Source organism: Rhizobium sp. 05L419 (genome assembly GCF_056397845.1).
On the sequence record NZ_JBFTOF010000003.1, the window covers coordinates 35,140 to 49,228 of the forward strand.

General features: G+C 61.3%; 12 protein-coding genes. 5 read left to right on the top strand and 7 right to left on the bottom strand.

From position 1 onward, the window contains the following. Positions 1–529: 529 nt before the first annotated feature. Genes AC1DMK_RS04215 through AC1DMK_RS04235 form a run of 5 tightly spaced genes read right to left on the bottom strand, consistent with a single transcriptional unit; the run spans position 530 to position 2,128 of the window. Positions 530–1,012, bottom strand: coding sequence for a histidine kinase dimerization/phosphoacceptor domain -containing protein (locus AC1DMK_RS04215; RefSeq protein WP_477857316.1), 483 nt, complete (start codon positions 1,010–1,012; stop codon positions 530–532). Further along, positions 1,009–1,164, bottom strand: coding sequence for a hypothetical protein (locus AC1DMK_RS04220; protein ID WP_477857318.1), 156 nt, complete (start codon positions 1,162–1,164; stop codon positions 1,009–1,011). The genes AC1DMK_RS04215 and AC1DMK_RS04220 overlap by 4 nt, the downstream gene beginning before the upstream one ends. Continuing rightward, on the bottom strand, positions 1,157–1,321 hold the full coding sequence (locus AC1DMK_RS04225) for a hypothetical protein (protein ID WP_477857320.1): 165 nt from the start codon (positions 1,319–1,321) through the stop codon (positions 1,157–1,159). Before AC1DMK_RS04225 ends, AC1DMK_RS04220 begins: the two co-directional genes overlap by 8 nt. A 15-nt stretch (positions 1,322–1,336) precedes the next feature. Further along, positions 1,337–1,615: a CHASE3 domain-containing protein gene (locus AC1DMK_RS04230; protein ID WP_477857321.1), complete on the bottom strand. Its 279-nt coding sequence runs from the start codon at positions 1,613–1,615 to the stop codon at positions 1,337–1,339. Between the two features lie 39 nt (positions 1,616–1,654). Further along, on the bottom strand, positions 1,655–2,128 hold the full coding sequence (locus AC1DMK_RS04235) for a VOC family protein (protein WP_477857323.1): 474 nt from the start codon (positions 2,126–2,128) through the stop codon (positions 1,655–1,657). 205 nt (positions 2,129–2,333) lie between these two features. Between AC1DMK_RS04235 and AC1DMK_RS04240 the strand changes: the two genes are divergently transcribed. The 4 genes from AC1DMK_RS04240 to AC1DMK_RS04255 all read left to right on the top strand — a co-directional run bounded on the left by AC1DMK_RS04240 (position 2,334) and on the right by AC1DMK_RS04255 (position 8,362). Next, positions 2,334–4,130, top strand: coding sequence for an acyl-CoA dehydrogenase C-terminal domain-containing protein (locus AC1DMK_RS04240; protein WP_477857325.1), 1,797 nt, complete (start codon positions 2,334–2,336; stop codon positions 4,128–4,130). A gap of 81 nt (positions 4,131–4,211) precedes the next feature. Beyond that, complete coding sequence (locus AC1DMK_RS04245) at positions 4,212–5,420, top strand: acetyl-CoA C-acetyltransferase (protein WP_037060778.1); 1,209 nt, start codon at positions 4,212–4,214, stop codon at positions 5,418–5,420. A 169-nt stretch (positions 5,421–5,589) separates the two neighbouring features. After that, on the top strand, positions 5,590–7,806 hold the full coding sequence (locus tag AC1DMK_RS04250; protein ID WP_477857327.1) for a 3-hydroxyacyl-CoA dehydrogenase NAD-binding domain-containing protein: 2,217 nt from the start codon (positions 5,590–5,592) through the stop codon (positions 7,804–7,806). A 346-nt stretch (positions 7,807–8,152) separates the two neighbouring features. Beyond that, positions 8,153–8,362, top strand: coding sequence for a cold-shock protein (locus tag AC1DMK_RS04255; RefSeq protein ID WP_037060969.1), 210 nt, complete (start codon positions 8,153–8,155; stop codon positions 8,360–8,362). A gap of 169 nt (positions 8,363–8,531) precedes the next feature. Here the strand turns inward: AC1DMK_RS04255 and AC1DMK_RS04260 are convergent, their stop codons facing one another. Continuing rightward, positions 8,532–9,731: an MFS transporter gene (locus AC1DMK_RS04260; RefSeq protein ID WP_477857330.1), complete on the bottom strand. Its 1,200-nt coding sequence runs from the start codon at positions 9,729–9,731 to the stop codon at positions 8,532–8,534. A 139-nt stretch (positions 9,732–9,870) separates the two neighbouring features. On the opposite strand from AC1DMK_RS04260, the gene AC1DMK_RS04265 reads away from it, so the two are divergent. Further along, on the top strand, positions 9,871–10,470 hold the full coding sequence (locus AC1DMK_RS04265; RefSeq protein WP_477857332.1) for a TetR/AcrR family transcriptional regulator: 600 nt from the start codon (positions 9,871–9,873) through the stop codon (positions 10,468–10,470). On the opposite strand, the gene AC1DMK_RS04270 is transcribed toward AC1DMK_RS04265, so the two are convergent. Further along, positions 10,430–13,933 carry a PAS domain-containing hybrid sensor histidine kinase/response regulator gene (locus AC1DMK_RS04270; RefSeq protein ID WP_477857334.1) on the bottom strand — a complete coding sequence of 1,168 codons (3,504 nt, stop codon included), beginning with the start codon at positions 13,931–13,933 and terminating at the stop codon, positions 10,430–10,432. The two genes, AC1DMK_RS04265 and AC1DMK_RS04270, sit on opposite strands and share 41 nt — an antisense overlap. Positions 13,934–14,089 lie beyond the last annotated feature (156 nt).

Below are 14,089 nucleotides of genomic sequence, written 5' to 3' on the forward strand. Positions count from 1 at the left end.
TCTAGCGTGTCTTGGTGCAGATGCAAACGGTCGTTGCGGAATTTTACGGTGAGAAATCGGTACAGCATTGGAATTGTTCGCCTTATCCACGCCTGCGCGGCGATACGTCATTGACCCGGGCGGTTGGTTGGATCAGCGCCGAGCCGATTGCGGCCGGCAAGGAAGGCACTTTGACGAGCCACCCCGATGTCATCTGGTGGACAACAGCTCATAGGCACTTTTCGTGCCCTCGGCGCGCCGCATCATCTTATGCCCGGAAGGCATCTGGGCCCGCCAGAACAGCGGCGCCTATTGCTGCCGGCGCACAGCGATGCTGCGCCTGAAGGTGTACCTTCGCGGCCGTAGGTTATCTCCGCCCCGAGGGTAGTTGCCATTGCGTCGATCAGGCGCGTTCCGAGGCCGGTTCCCCTCGGGCCGCCGGCGCGGTGGTATCCAATTCCGTCGTCCTTGATGGAGAGACTTGCGCTGCCCTCGGCCGTCGATTGCAGGACGATCTGCACCTCGCCGGTGCCTGCCGGATAGGCGTATTTCATCGCGATGGTGACAGCTCGATCAGTATGAGACCGAGTGCTACGGCACGGTCGGCCGAGGTTGCAATCCGACAAAGATCAGGCTTCAAAGATATGCCTTGGGCAGCCGCACTGGTGCTCTCGAGCTCGGCCAGCAACCGTCCGAGGTAGACGTTGAGCTGCACCTCGCCGACATTCTCCGACGTGTCGAGGCTTCGATGAACGCCTGCGATTGCGGCGATGCGGTTCAGGGTTTCATCGAGTGCCATCCTGGTCTCTTCGCTGCCCGCAATCTGCATCTGCATGCGGATCATGGCGGAAACCAGCGAAAGACTGTTGGCGATGCGATGGTTCATCTCCGAAAGCAGCAGTTCCGCCCGCACCTTGGCAACAACGAGCTGCCGATCCGCTTCGTCCTTCTCGCTGCGCAGGCGCATATTTTCCAACGCCTGGTTCAGCGCGCTGACGAGCAGGGGGAAGAAGTCGTCGGCCGCCGTTTTCACGACGTCGTCGGCAGCGCCGCCCTTGAGCGCCCTGATCGCAACGTCGGCATCGCTCGATCCGTGGCCGCCGAAAGCTGTCGTTCGACAAGCACGCGCAGGCGATCGTCGGTATGCTGCAAGAAATCGCCGAGGATCGTTCGGACCTTATCCATGAATTCCCGGCCCGGCATCGTCGCGGACAACAGCGAGTGTCTCCGGATACCTGCCGTCATTGGCCAGCCCAACGGTCGTCGACAGCTCTTTCATCTTGCCGTCGATCGCTGTCTTCAGCGCATCGAGATGCAATGCGTAGCTCGGACGCTCCGACACGGTGTCGATCAGAGCCTACCTGCGCGCCGGGAGGTTTTCCAGTGTTTTGGTATAGGGGGCGAGATAAGCCGGGTCGTTCACCAACGGGAGGCCACGCTGGCCCGTTTCGGCATCCTGGACCCTCATCAGGAGATTGACGATCGAACTGCGCACGCGGCGAAGCGCGGCGGTCTCATCGGACGCGGAACGCTTCGTCCGCACCAGCCAGAGCGAAGAGCCGACAATACCGCACAATATCAGGACGCCAACGACATAGTGTGCTATCTTAAGCTTTCCTTGCTGACGCGGGATCATGGCAAGAAGGCCTATACCGCTGCGGGCGACTTTCCCGTCTCAACCATAAGCTTCCCGGAGCTTGGCGATGTCGAGCTTGATCATGCCCAGCATGGCTTCGGTGACCCGCTTGGCGCGCTCGCGATCCGGATCGGAGATCATGTCGATGAGCACGCGCGGCACGATCTGCCAGCTAAGACCCCATCGATCCGTGAGCCAGCCGCACTGTTCCTCGATACCGCCGTTTTCCAGGAAAGCCTTCCAGATCCGGTCGATCTCCTCCTGCGTCTCGCATTGGACAGAGATCGAGAAGGAGTGGTTGAAGGCATCCAGAGGCCCCGCCTCCATAGCCGTGAATTCCTGGTCTGCAAGCTTGAATTCGATGATCTTGACGCTGCCCGCAGGGCCGCTAGGCGTCTCGGCTGGCAGTACCGTCAATCGCCCCATGGTCGAATTCGGAACGACGGAAACATAGAATTCGATGGCCTGGCGTGCTTCTTTCTCGAACCAGAGATTTGAACTGATCTTGGACATCGGGGTGCCTCCTCCTTAGTGTCCTGAAGACATGTGTGGCAGCCCCAGGACGTTCCCAGTCGATCGCTTCCGACAATCGGGTCGGAAAATCCGCTCACAAAACTGCGGCGACATAAAATTTGACGTTTACGCAAACGTCAATATTTTGTAAGAAACTTTCAAATGCCGGTGTCGTCCGGCGTGCCGAATTGGAGGAATTCGAACGATGCCAGTCTACAAGGCCCCGGTTAACGACACGCTCTTCGTCCTGAACGACGTGTTGGGTCTGGAACGTTACAACAATCTGCCCGGCTTTGCCGACGCAACGCCTGACATGATCGAGGCCATTCTCGGCGAGGCAGGCAAGGTAGCCGAGGAAGTGCTTTTCCCACTCAACTATTCCGGCGACCAGGAAGGTTGCGTTCGTCACGAGGACGGTTCGGTCTCGGCGCCGAAGGGCTTCAAGGAAGCCTATGACGGCTATTGCCAAGGTGGCTGGACCGGTCTTGCGGTTCCCGAGGAATTCGGCGGCCAGGGCCTTCCCTATACGCTGCATGCCGCTGTCGGCGAATATACCTCGGCCGCCAACATGTCGCTGATGATGTATCCGGGCCTGACGCAGGGCGCGATTGCCGCGATCATCGTGCATGGCTCTGCCGAGCAGAAGAAGACCTATCTGCCGAAGATGGTCTCAGGCGAATGGTCAGGCACCATGAACCTGACGGAGCCGCATTGCGGCACCGATCTCGGCCTCCTGCGCACCAAGGCGGTGCCGCAGGCCGATGGCAGCTATAAGATCTCGGGTCAGAAGATATTCATCTCCGCCGGCGAGCACGACATGACCGGCAATATCGTCCATCTGGTTCTCGCCCGCATCGAGGGTGCGCCCGAGGGGACCAAGGGCATTTCGCTCTTCATCGTGCCGAAATTCATGGTTGGCAAAGATGGAACGTCCTGCGCGCGCAACGCTGTTTCCTGCGGCGCGCTCGAGGGCAAGATGGGCATCCACGGCAACGCCACCTGCGTCATGAACTACGACGAGGCGACCGGCTTTCTCATCGGCGCGGAGAACCGGGGGCTCAACGCCATGTTCGTGATGATGAACGAGGCACGTCTCAGCGTCGGTCTGCAGGGCCTGGCAATCTCCGAAATCGCCTACCAGAATGCGGCGAACTATGCGCGCGAACGCATCCAGGGCCGTTCGCTCTCCGGCCCGAAGGCGCCGGACATGAAGGCCGATCCGATAATCGTCCATCCCGATATTCGCCGCGCGTTGATGACCATCCGCGCCTTCAACGAGGCCAGCCGCGCCTTCCTGCTGTGGACCGCGCTGAAATCCGACATCGCCCACCGCTCGGCGGACGAGAAGGAAAGGCAGACTGCCGACGATATCCTTGGCCTCGTCACGCCGATCCTCAAGGGCGTACTGACGGACAAGGGCTTTGACCATGCGGTTATGGCCCAACAGGTCTATGGCGGCCACGGCTATATCGAAGAGCACGGCATGAGCCAATATGTCCGCGATGCCCGCATCGCGATGATCTACGAAGGTGCCAACGGCATCCAGGCGCTCGATCTCGTCGGCCGCAAGCTCGGCCAGAACGGGGGCCGCGCCGTCATGGCGCTGTTCAAGGAGATCGGCGATTTCTGCGAGGAAAATCGCAACGACGAGCAGATGAGCTTCTTCACCAAGAACCTCAAGAAGGGCTTGAACGACGTGCAGGCGGCGACCATGTGGTTCATGCAGCATGCGATGGCCAAGCCTGACAATGCCGGCGCCGGCTCGACGGACTACATGCATCTCTTCGGTCTCGTCATTCTCGGCTACATGTGGGCGAAGATGGCGAAGGCTGCCGAGGATGGCCTGGCGAGCGGCGACGTGGAGCGGGAGAGCTATCTCCGCAACAAGTTGATAACCGCGCGGTTCTTCATGGAACGCATCATGCCGGAGACGACGTTGCGCAAGGTCCGCATCGAGACCGGCGCGGAAACGATGATGACGCTGGCCGCCGACGCGTTCTGATCAGAACTCTCTTCTCCCCGGCGGGGAGAAGAGAAGAGGCACAGAATTCACCGGCGTCACTGCCGATAGGGAGACGAGACAATGACCGAGGTTTTCATTTACGATCACGTCCGCACGCCGCGCGGCCGGGGAAAGAAGGACGGCTCGCTGCACGAGGTGCCGTCGGTGCGCCTCGCCGCCAAGACCCTCGAGGCGATCCGCGACCGCAATGGCCTCGACACGTCCACCGTCGATGACATCATCATGGGCTGCGTCGATCCCGTTATGGATGCCGGCGCCGTTATTCCGAAAGCCGCTGCGTTCGAAGCAGGCTATTCCACCAGGGCCCCCGGCATGCAGATCTCGCGCTTCTGCGCGTCCGGCCTCGACGCTGTGAATTTCGCGGCCGGCAAGATTGCCCAGGGGGCAGATGACATCGTGATCGCCGGCGGCGTCGAAAGCATGTCCCGTGTCGGTCTCGGCATGTCCGGCGGCGCCTGGTTCATGGACCCCTCGGTCAACTTCCCGGCCTATTTCATGCCGCAGGGCGTTTCAGCCGACCTCATCGCCACCAAGTATGGTTTCTCCCGCGACGACGTCGATGCCTATGCCGTCGAAAGCCAGAAGCGTGCTGCCAATGCCTGGGAAAAGGGTTACTTCAAGAACTCGGTTGTCCCGGTAAAGGACCAGAACGGCCTGACGATCCTTGCTCATGACGAGCACATGCGCCCCGGCACCGACATGCAGGCGCTGGCATCGCTCAACGCCTCCTTTCAGATGCCCGGCGAGATGGGCGGCTTCGAAGCCGTTGGCATCCAGGCCCATCCGGAGATCGAGCGCATCAACTATGTGCATCACGCCGGCAACTCCTCCGGCATCGTAGATGGCGCGGCGGCTGTCCTGCTCGGCTCCCGGGCTGGCGGTGAAAGCATGGGCCTGAAGCCCCGCGGCCGCATCAAGGCCTTCGCCAACATCGGCTCCGATCCGGCGCTGATGCTGACCGGACCGGTCGACGTCACCGAGAAGCTTTTGAAGCGCACGGGCATGACGCTTGACGACATCGACCTCTTCGAGCTCAACGAAGCCTTCGCGGCCGTGGTGTTGCGCTACATGCAGGCCTTCGGAATCCCGCACGACCAGATCAACGTCAACGGCGGCGCGATCGCCATGGGCCACCCGCTCGGCGCCACCGGCGCGATGATCCTCGGAACGGTGCTGGACGAACTGGAACGCCGGGACCTCAACACCGCGCTGGTCACCCTGTGCATCGGCGCCGGTATGGGCACGGCAACCGTTATCGAGAGAGCCTAGGCCGGAGTTCGCTTGCGGCGACGGTTCGCCCACCTTCGTCATACTCGGGCTTGACCCGAGGATCTACAGCCTAGGCAGTGGATGGTCGGGTCAGGCCCGACCATGACGTAGCAAGGGAATTGCCCGGCCACTAAGGTAAGTTAAAGAATTCAGGGAAGAGGAATCCCCTATGAGCACCTACACCAATTTTACCGTCAAAACCGACGCTGACGGCATCGCCCTCGTCACCTGGGACATGCCCGGCAAGTCCATGAACGTCTTCACGTCGGAAGTGATGGACGAGCTGAACGCGATCATCGATCAGATGGTTGCCGACAGCGCCGTCAAGGGCGTGGTCGTCACCTCGGGCAAGTCCACCTTCTCCGGTGGAGCCGATCTTTCGATGATCAAATCGATGTTCACCTTCTACAATGAAGAGAAGCTCAGGGATCCGGCCAACGCCGCCCAGAAGCTGTTCGATCTCGTCGGCCGCATGACCGGCCTTTTCCGCAAGCTGGAAACATCGGCCAAGCCGTGGGTTTCTGCCATTAACGGCACCTGCATGGGCGGCGCGCTGGAGATGTCGCTCGCCTGCCATGGCCGCGTCGCCTCGAATGCGAAGAGCGTCAAGATCGCGCTTCCCGAGGTCAAGGTCGGCATCTTCCCTGGTGCCGGCGGGACGCAGCGTGTCTCGCGCCTTGCAGACGCCCAGTCGGCCCTGCAGATGATGACGACCGGCCAGTCCCTGACGGCTGCACGCGCCAAGGCGATGAACCTCGTGCATCAGGTGGTCGAGCCGGATCAGTTGATCCCGGCCGCCAAGCAGATGATCAAGGATGGCCTGAAGCCCGTCGCCCCCTGGGACGAAAGAGGGTTCAAGGCGCCCGGCGGCGGCATCTGGACGCCGGCGTCGGCCCAACTCTGGCCGGCCGCCCCAGCCATCCTGCGCCGCGAGACGGCGGGCAATTATCCCGGCGCCCTGGCGATCCTGAAATGCGTCTACGAGGGCCTGCAGGTGCCCTTCGATACCGCCCTCAAGATCGAACAGCGCTATTTCACTGAGGTGCTGCAGACCACCGAAGCCTTTTCGATGATCCGATCGCTGTTCATCTCCCTGCAGGAGCTAGGTAAGGGCGCTCGCCGCCCGCCCGGCATTCCCAAGACGGAGTTCAAGAAAGTGGGGGTCGTCGGCGCCGGTTTCATGGGCGCTTCGATCGCCTATGTCACCGCTGCCGCCGGCATTCCCGTCACCCTCGTTGACCGCGACATCGAAGCGGCAACCAAGGGCAAATCCGTCTCCGAAGGTCTGGTGAAGGATTCTATCAGTAAGGGACGCCTTACGCAGGAGGAAGGCACCGCACTCCTGTCCCGCATCACCCCGTCGGCCGAGTACAAGGATCTCAAGGACGTCGGCCTGGTCATCGAAGCGGTGTTCGAGGATCGCGAAGTGAAGAAGGCCGTCATCGAAGCTGTCGAAGCGGTTCTGCCGGAGGGCGCGGTCTTTGCCTCCAATACCTCGACGCTGCCGATCTCCGGCCTTGCGAAGAATTCCAGGCGTCCGGTCGATTTCATCGGCGTGCACTTCTTCTCCCCGGTCGAAAAGATGATGCTGACGGAGGTTATCCTCGGCAAGGAGACCGGCGACAAGGCACTCGCTGTCGCGCTCGACTACGTCGCGGCCATCAAGAAGACGCCGATCGTCGTCAATGACACCCGCGGCTTCTTCGTCAACCGCTGCGTCTTCCGCTACATCCACGAAGCCTACGACATGCTGATCGAAGGCGTGCCAGCCGCGATGATAGAAAATGCCGCCAAGATGGCCGGGATGCCGGTCGGCCCGCTGTCGCTGAACGATGAGGTGGCGATCGATCTTAGCCAGAAGATCCTCAAGGCAACCGTCGCCGATCTCGGCGAAGCCGCCGTCGATCTAAAGCACCTTGCGCTGATCAACAGGATGGTCGATGACCTCGACCGTCGCGGCCGCAAGAACGGCAAGGGGTTCTACGACTACCCGGCGAAACCGGCGAAGAAGTCCCTTTGGCCCGAGCTCAAGACCTTCTATCCGCAGAAGAAGGCCGATGACATCGACGTCGCTGTCCTCAAACAGCGCTTCCTCGTCACGATCGCGCTGGAAGCCGCCCGTACCATCGAGGAAGGCATCGTCACCGACCCCCGAGAGGCCGACGTCGGCTCCATCCTCGGCTTCGGGTTCGCGCCCTACACCGGCGGCGTGCTCTCCTACATCGACGGCATGGGCGTAAATACCTTCGTCGCGCTTTGCGGAAAGCTGGCGGCCTCGTACGGGCAGCACTTCGAGGCGACGGCGCTCTTGAAGGATATGGCCGCGAAGGGTGAAACCTTCTACGGGCGGTTTGATCCGTATGCGGGGGCGAAGGAGGCAGCGTAGGCTGCCTTCGGGCCTTCGCGGGCGCAATTGACCTACAACAGCCCGCGCGGCCCCGGCGGTTGTTCCAAGCCGCGCCAGCAGAGCCGGCCGGCGACGCATGCGATGGGGGCCGTTCCGGGCTTTGCACGTCCTTTTTGGGATGAAGAAACGCAAGCGGCACGACTTGCCAAAAGCGCCTTGCGTTGGACACAATTTCCGAGTAAAAGCTCGCCATCGATCTTGCTAGATGGACTTTGTTTCGGCCACTCGTGCCGTTCCTGGCGAACTTCCTCCAAAATCGGTCTTCATCGCACTTCGGTTTTGGCCGGCGTGTATATTCTATGTACGATTTGAAAAGGATATCGTCATGAGCACAGGTACAGTTAAGTGGTTCAACGCAACCAAGGGCTTCGGCTTCATTCAGCCTGACGACGGCGCTGCCGACGTTTTTGTTCACATCTCTGCAGTTGAACGCGCTGGCATGCGCGACCTCACGGACGGCCAGAAGCTGTCCTACGAGCTCGTGGCTGACAAGCGTTCCGGCAAGATGTCGGCAGATCGCCTGCAGGCTATCTAAGCCCCAGAGGCTAGAGAATATCATCTCCGACCTGTGACCACGGATGTACTGGCACAGTTCGTTGAGATGGAAGGGAAGGTCGGGTTTGCCCGGCCTTTTTTCGTTTTTGTCGTGCGCGCTCCATCGCCGCCGTCATGAGACGCGCGTCATTCCGGCCGGATTGTGAGCCTCAGGCTGCCACGCGCGTTGCCTTCGCCCGCTCGGCCAGAAGGCCGAGCAAGCCGGCGCCCGTGACCAGAATGATCGCCGTTGCGTAGATGTCGGCGGTCAGCTGGTAGCCGAGCGATTTCGCCAGGAAGCCTGCAAGGATCGCTGGCAGGCTGAACGCGAGATAGCTCTGGATGTAGAAGGCGGAGAGCAGCTCGGCTCTTTCGTCGGCCTTGGCGAGCGGCATGATCGTTCCGATGGATCCGAGGAAATTGGTGCCGAAGCCGACGCCGGTCAGAACCGTTCCGGCTAGCAGCAGCGGCATGCTGGCGAGATGGACACCGGCAACGACCGTCAGGATGCCGAGCGTGGTCGCGAGCGTTCCAAAGCCAAGGTTTGCCGTCGCGGACTTGCTGCGCCTGAGATAGACGGCGGTGGCGCCTGCCACCATGAGCGCGGTGACCACGGATCCGCCCGTGAGTGGTGCATGGTTCCGCGTGGTGCTCACCACCAGGGAGGGCACCAGCGATAGATAGAAGCCGCCGAGCGTCCAGTTGGCAATGTTGATCGGCGTTACCAGCAGGAGTGAACGCCTGACCTGAGGCGGTATCGCAATGCGCGGCTTCAGCGATCCCCATACGCCGGGCCGCGTTCCGCCGGTCTCGCCGGTCGCCCAGATCGCTGCCGCCTGGATGATGAATGCAACCAGCAGGATTGCATAGACGAGATGCAGCGGAAATGGGCCGTACTGGATCAGCGCACTGGTGCCGAACGCGCCGATCGCCATGCCCGAAAGCGGTGCTATGGAGTTGACGAGCTGTCCCTTCGCACGGTCGACATCGACAAGCGCCGCCCCGATGGAAGCGCCGGCAATGCCGGTCGCCAACCCCTGCACGATCCGCGCCGCGATCAGCCAGCCCGGTCCGCTTGCAACCACGAATAGCGCCATGGCGATGATCTCCAGGACCAGCGCAGAGAAGATCACCGGCTTGCGTCCGAGATGGTCGGAGATCGAGCCTGCAACCAGCAGCGCACAGAGAAGCGCGAAGGCATAGACCGCGAAGATGACCGTGATCAGGACGGGAGAAACGGCAAAGTTCTCCTGATAGATCCGATAGAGCGGAGTCGGCGCGGCAGACGCGCCGAAGAATGTCGCGAGCGTCACTGCGTGGAAGTGTATGGGATTTGGCTTTGTCTCTATGGATTCGCGGGCACCGAACATATATAAGCCTCTTAAAGCTAAATCATTGCGTTAGCCTCATGTAGGCGGGATGCGGCATAAAAGCAAATAATTTGCGTTAACAGATGGGTCAATGATTTTGAACCATGACGCACCGGGAAGAAAAGGTCAGGTGTTTGCAATGGCGGCAAAAGAAAATCTTCGCCCCGGCGGGCGCAGCGCCAGGGTCCAGGCATCGGTGCATAAGGCCGTTCGGGCGTTGCTGAAGTCGACGGATCGCGCCGAGGTGACGATCCCGCTGATCGCGGCCGAAGCCGGCGTGACCCCGTCCACGATCTATCGCCGATGGGGCGATCTTCAGGAACTGCTTGCCGACGTCGCCGTCGAACGTCTGCGCCCCGACATGCAGCCGGTGGATACCGGCACCGGCAAGGACGACCTTGAAGCATGGGCCGAGCAGTATGCCGAGGAGATGTCGTCGGACATCGGCCGCGAGATGATCCGCGACGTGCTTGCCGCACAGGGCAATGCGAATGCCTGCAAATGCTATGCATTCACCCGACAGCAGATGGAACTGATCGGCGAGCGGGCGCAAAGCCGGGGTGAGGCCTTCCCGCCTGTCGACGCTGTGATCGATGGCGTGGTGGCGCCGATTCTATACCGCATCCTTTTCGGCGACGAGCCGACTGCAGACTACGTGCGCGATCTCGTGGCTGGTGTCATGCACGGAGAAAGCGTCGCTACTCCGCCGCAGCGCGCTTCTGCGCGGAAATCTGGATGATGTAGGCCCGAAGCGCGGCAGGCCGCACGGGTTTGTGTTGGATGCCGATCGCGTGACGCTCCGCCTCGGCGCGAACCTCCGGCGTGCGGTCCGCGGTGACGATCAGCCCGGGTACATATGATGCAAAATGCGCGCGTGCGGCAAGGATGGCGGCAACACCTGTGCCGTCGCCAAGATGGTAGTCGGCGATGATGAGATCGGGCGCTCGCTGGCGGCTGTCGAGCCGGGCTACTGCGGCAAGCGAATCCGCCAATTGAACATCGCAGCCCCARCCGCCGATCAGCAATTGCATCCCGTCGAGTATATGTGGTTCATTGTCGATGCAGAGGATTTTCAACCCCTTGAGATTTTGGCCAGACCGGTCGGCCGGTGCTGCGGGCGTTGCCACATCGGCCTGCCGCGAAGCGTCGCGCGGCATCACGATCCGGAAATCCGTGCCCTTGCCATGGGTCGAGTTGAGCTCGACGGGATGACTGAGCACGCGCGCTATGCGGTCGACGATCGAGAGCCCGAGCCCCAGGCCGGAAGCTGTTCTGGCGCCTTCGTCGAGCCGCGCGAACTCCTTGAACACGGTCTTGAACTTGGATGTTGGTATGCCGATGCCGGAATCCATGACCTGGATTACCACCTGATTGCCGCGACGGCGTGCGCCGATCAGCACCTTGCCGTTGATCGTATACTTGATGGCATTGGATACGAGGTTCTGGACGAGACGGCGCAGGAGGTTGGGGTCGGAGCGGACCCTGAGCGACGTCGGCATGACGACGAGCTTCAGGTTCTTTTCGCGAGCGATCGGCGCAAAATCCGTCTGGATGCGCTCCAAAAGATCGGCAAGCGGGACGGAGGCGAGGCGAGGGCGCATGGCGCCCGTGTCCAGTCGCGAGAGGTCGAGCACCGCGCCGAGAATGCTCTCGACAGACTCCAATGCGGAATCGATGTTGCGGACGATGGCACTGCTTTCCGACTGTCCCATCCGTTCAACCAGCGCTGAGGAATACAGCCGTGCCGCATTGAGCGGTTGCAGGATGTCGTGCCCGGCGGCGGCGAAGAAGCGCGTCTTGCCGACGTTGGCCTCATCGGCGACCGCGCGCGCCTCGCCGAGTTCATGGTTGACGCGGGTGAGCTCGGCCGTTCGCTCGGCCACGCGCTGTTCCAGTGTTTCGTTGGCTTGCTTCAGCGCCCGGTCGGCCGCGACGCGCTGGGTTATGTCGGTGAAAGTGGCGACGATCCCCTTGTCCGGCATCGCATTAGAGCGAACTTCGATGATGCGCTCGCCGCCACCGAGAACAAGTGCGAAGGGCTTGTCGAGAGTGAGAAAATGCCGGACGGTCTGACTGATGTCGCCGGCGGCAACATCGCCTCGCTGGCTGAGTATGGCAACGATCTCCGACAGCGGGAAGCCGACTTGGCCTGCGGTTTCGGGAAGATCGAGCAATTGCCGGAAGCGGCGGTTCCAGATCGTCAGGTGGTTCGAACTGTCGAAGACGGCGATCCCCTGATCCATCTGTGAAAGCGCGGTCTGCAGCATATCCTGGTTGTACTGGAGAGCCTCGCTCGCCTGGTCGAGCAGCCATGCGGTATCGGCGGAAGCATCCTCTACTTTCTGCAGGATCAGCGACAGAACGAGACGCGCCGATGACGAGCCGATGGCGCTGCCGAGCAACTGCTCGGTGAAATGGATAAGCGCCATATCTGCCGGCTGCTCGTCCTCCAGCTTTCGCCCGGAGGTCTGCTGGTAGGTCTGGAACGAGCGCTCCATCCGTTCCTCGCCGAGATAGCGCGAGATGGTCGCCTTCAAATCCCCGACGCTGATCCGGGTCTTCCAGCCTTTGGTCGCAAATTGCGATCTGGATTGCCGCTTGACGAAGATGCCCGCCTGGATGCGCTCGAGTGGCCGCGCGTTGCGGGTTACCGAGCCGATGATGAAGAAAGCGGTGTTGACGAGCATGCTCATCACCGTTGCATTGACAAGCGGGTCGGCATCGGGCGCGGTGAAAACGGTCGCGCCGGGAAAGACAAAGCCGAGCACGGCGCTCGCAACCGAGGAGTAGTCCGGGCCGCCGAGCGAGGGCAGGAACAGTAGGTAGATCCAGATCACGAAGCCCGAGGTAAGGCCGAGGATTGCGCCACGCGCATTCGCCTGCCGCCAGATCAGGCCGCCGAATAGCGATGGCGCCATCTGAGCGATGGCGGCGAAGGAGAGCAGACCGATCGAGGCGAGGCCGGTGGTGCTGTCGGTCGAGCGATAGTAGGCATAGCCGAGCAGCAGCACGGCGAAGATCGCACTGCGCCGGATATTGAGAAGTGTCTTTGCAAAGTCCTCCCGCTGTCCGGTCCGGCCCGCGAGCTTGCGGCGCAGGAAGATCGGCATGACGATATCGTTGGACACCATGATGGAGAGCGCCACAGAGGCGACGATCACCATAGCCGTCGCGGCGGAAAAGCCGCCGATGAACGTGATCAGCGAGACAACGGGCATCTGGCCAGCGATTGGAAGCGACAGCATGTAAAGGTCGGCATTGCCGTTGCCGCCGAAGGTGAGCAGTCCGGCGACCGCCATCGGCAGCACGAAGATATTGATGGCGATGAGGTAGAGCGGGAACAGGAAGCCGGCGAGCCGGAGTTCCTTTGAAGTCCTGTTTTCCACCACGGTGACATGGAATTGCCGCGGCAGCATGATGATCGCGAAGGCGGAGAGCAGTGTGAGGGTGATCCAGCGGCTGATCGGCGTCTGGTAGTTCAGTGCTGAAAGCACCGGCGCGTTGTTCGACGCCTTATGCCAAAGATCAGCGGGCCCGTCGAACAAAAACCAGACGACGCAGACGCCTGCCGTCAGAAATGCGATTAGCTTGACCACGGATTCCATGGCGACGGCGAGGATCAGGCCGTCCTGATGCTCGGTCGCATCCGTGTGCCGGGTGCCGAACATGATTGCGAAACAGGCAAGCACCAGTGTGACGAGGAGTGGAAGGTCGAGGAAGTAGAGATTGCCGCTGCCGATGCCGTAGTCCGATGGATTGAGCATCGCGGTCACCGTGCTCGACACGGATTTCAGCTGCAATGCGATGTAGGGAATGGCGCCGACAAGCGAAATCAGCGCAACGATCGTGCCGACCGCCGAATTCTTGCCGTAGCGCGCAGAGACGAAATCGGCGACGGAGGTGAGTTTCTCGGCCTTGGCAAGCTCGATGATCCGCCGAAGGACAGGCATGCCGAGCGTGAAGACAAGGATTGGGCCGATATAGATGCCGGTGAACTCGAGCCCGCGCTGTGAGGCGAGCCCGACGCCGCCAAAGTAGGTCCAGGATGTGCAATAGATGGCAAGGCTTAGCGCATAGACGGCCGGTCGGCCGTCTCTGGGCACGCCGCAGCGCCTGCGCCGCCTATCACCGTGGCTTGCCACGGCAAAAAGTAGCAGCAGGTAGCCGAACGCGGATGCGACTATGACCCAGCCTGGCAGCATTGACCCTCCTACGGTGCCTGCGCGGCGGCTATCCCGGACGGTTTGAAGACTACGGCAATTGCAGCGCTTTGGAAATTGGGCGGCATCTAGGCCTTAAGTCAAAGAGGCGCAGGATGGGCGAAATCTGTAATTTGTAATTGAATATTCGCATCGAAG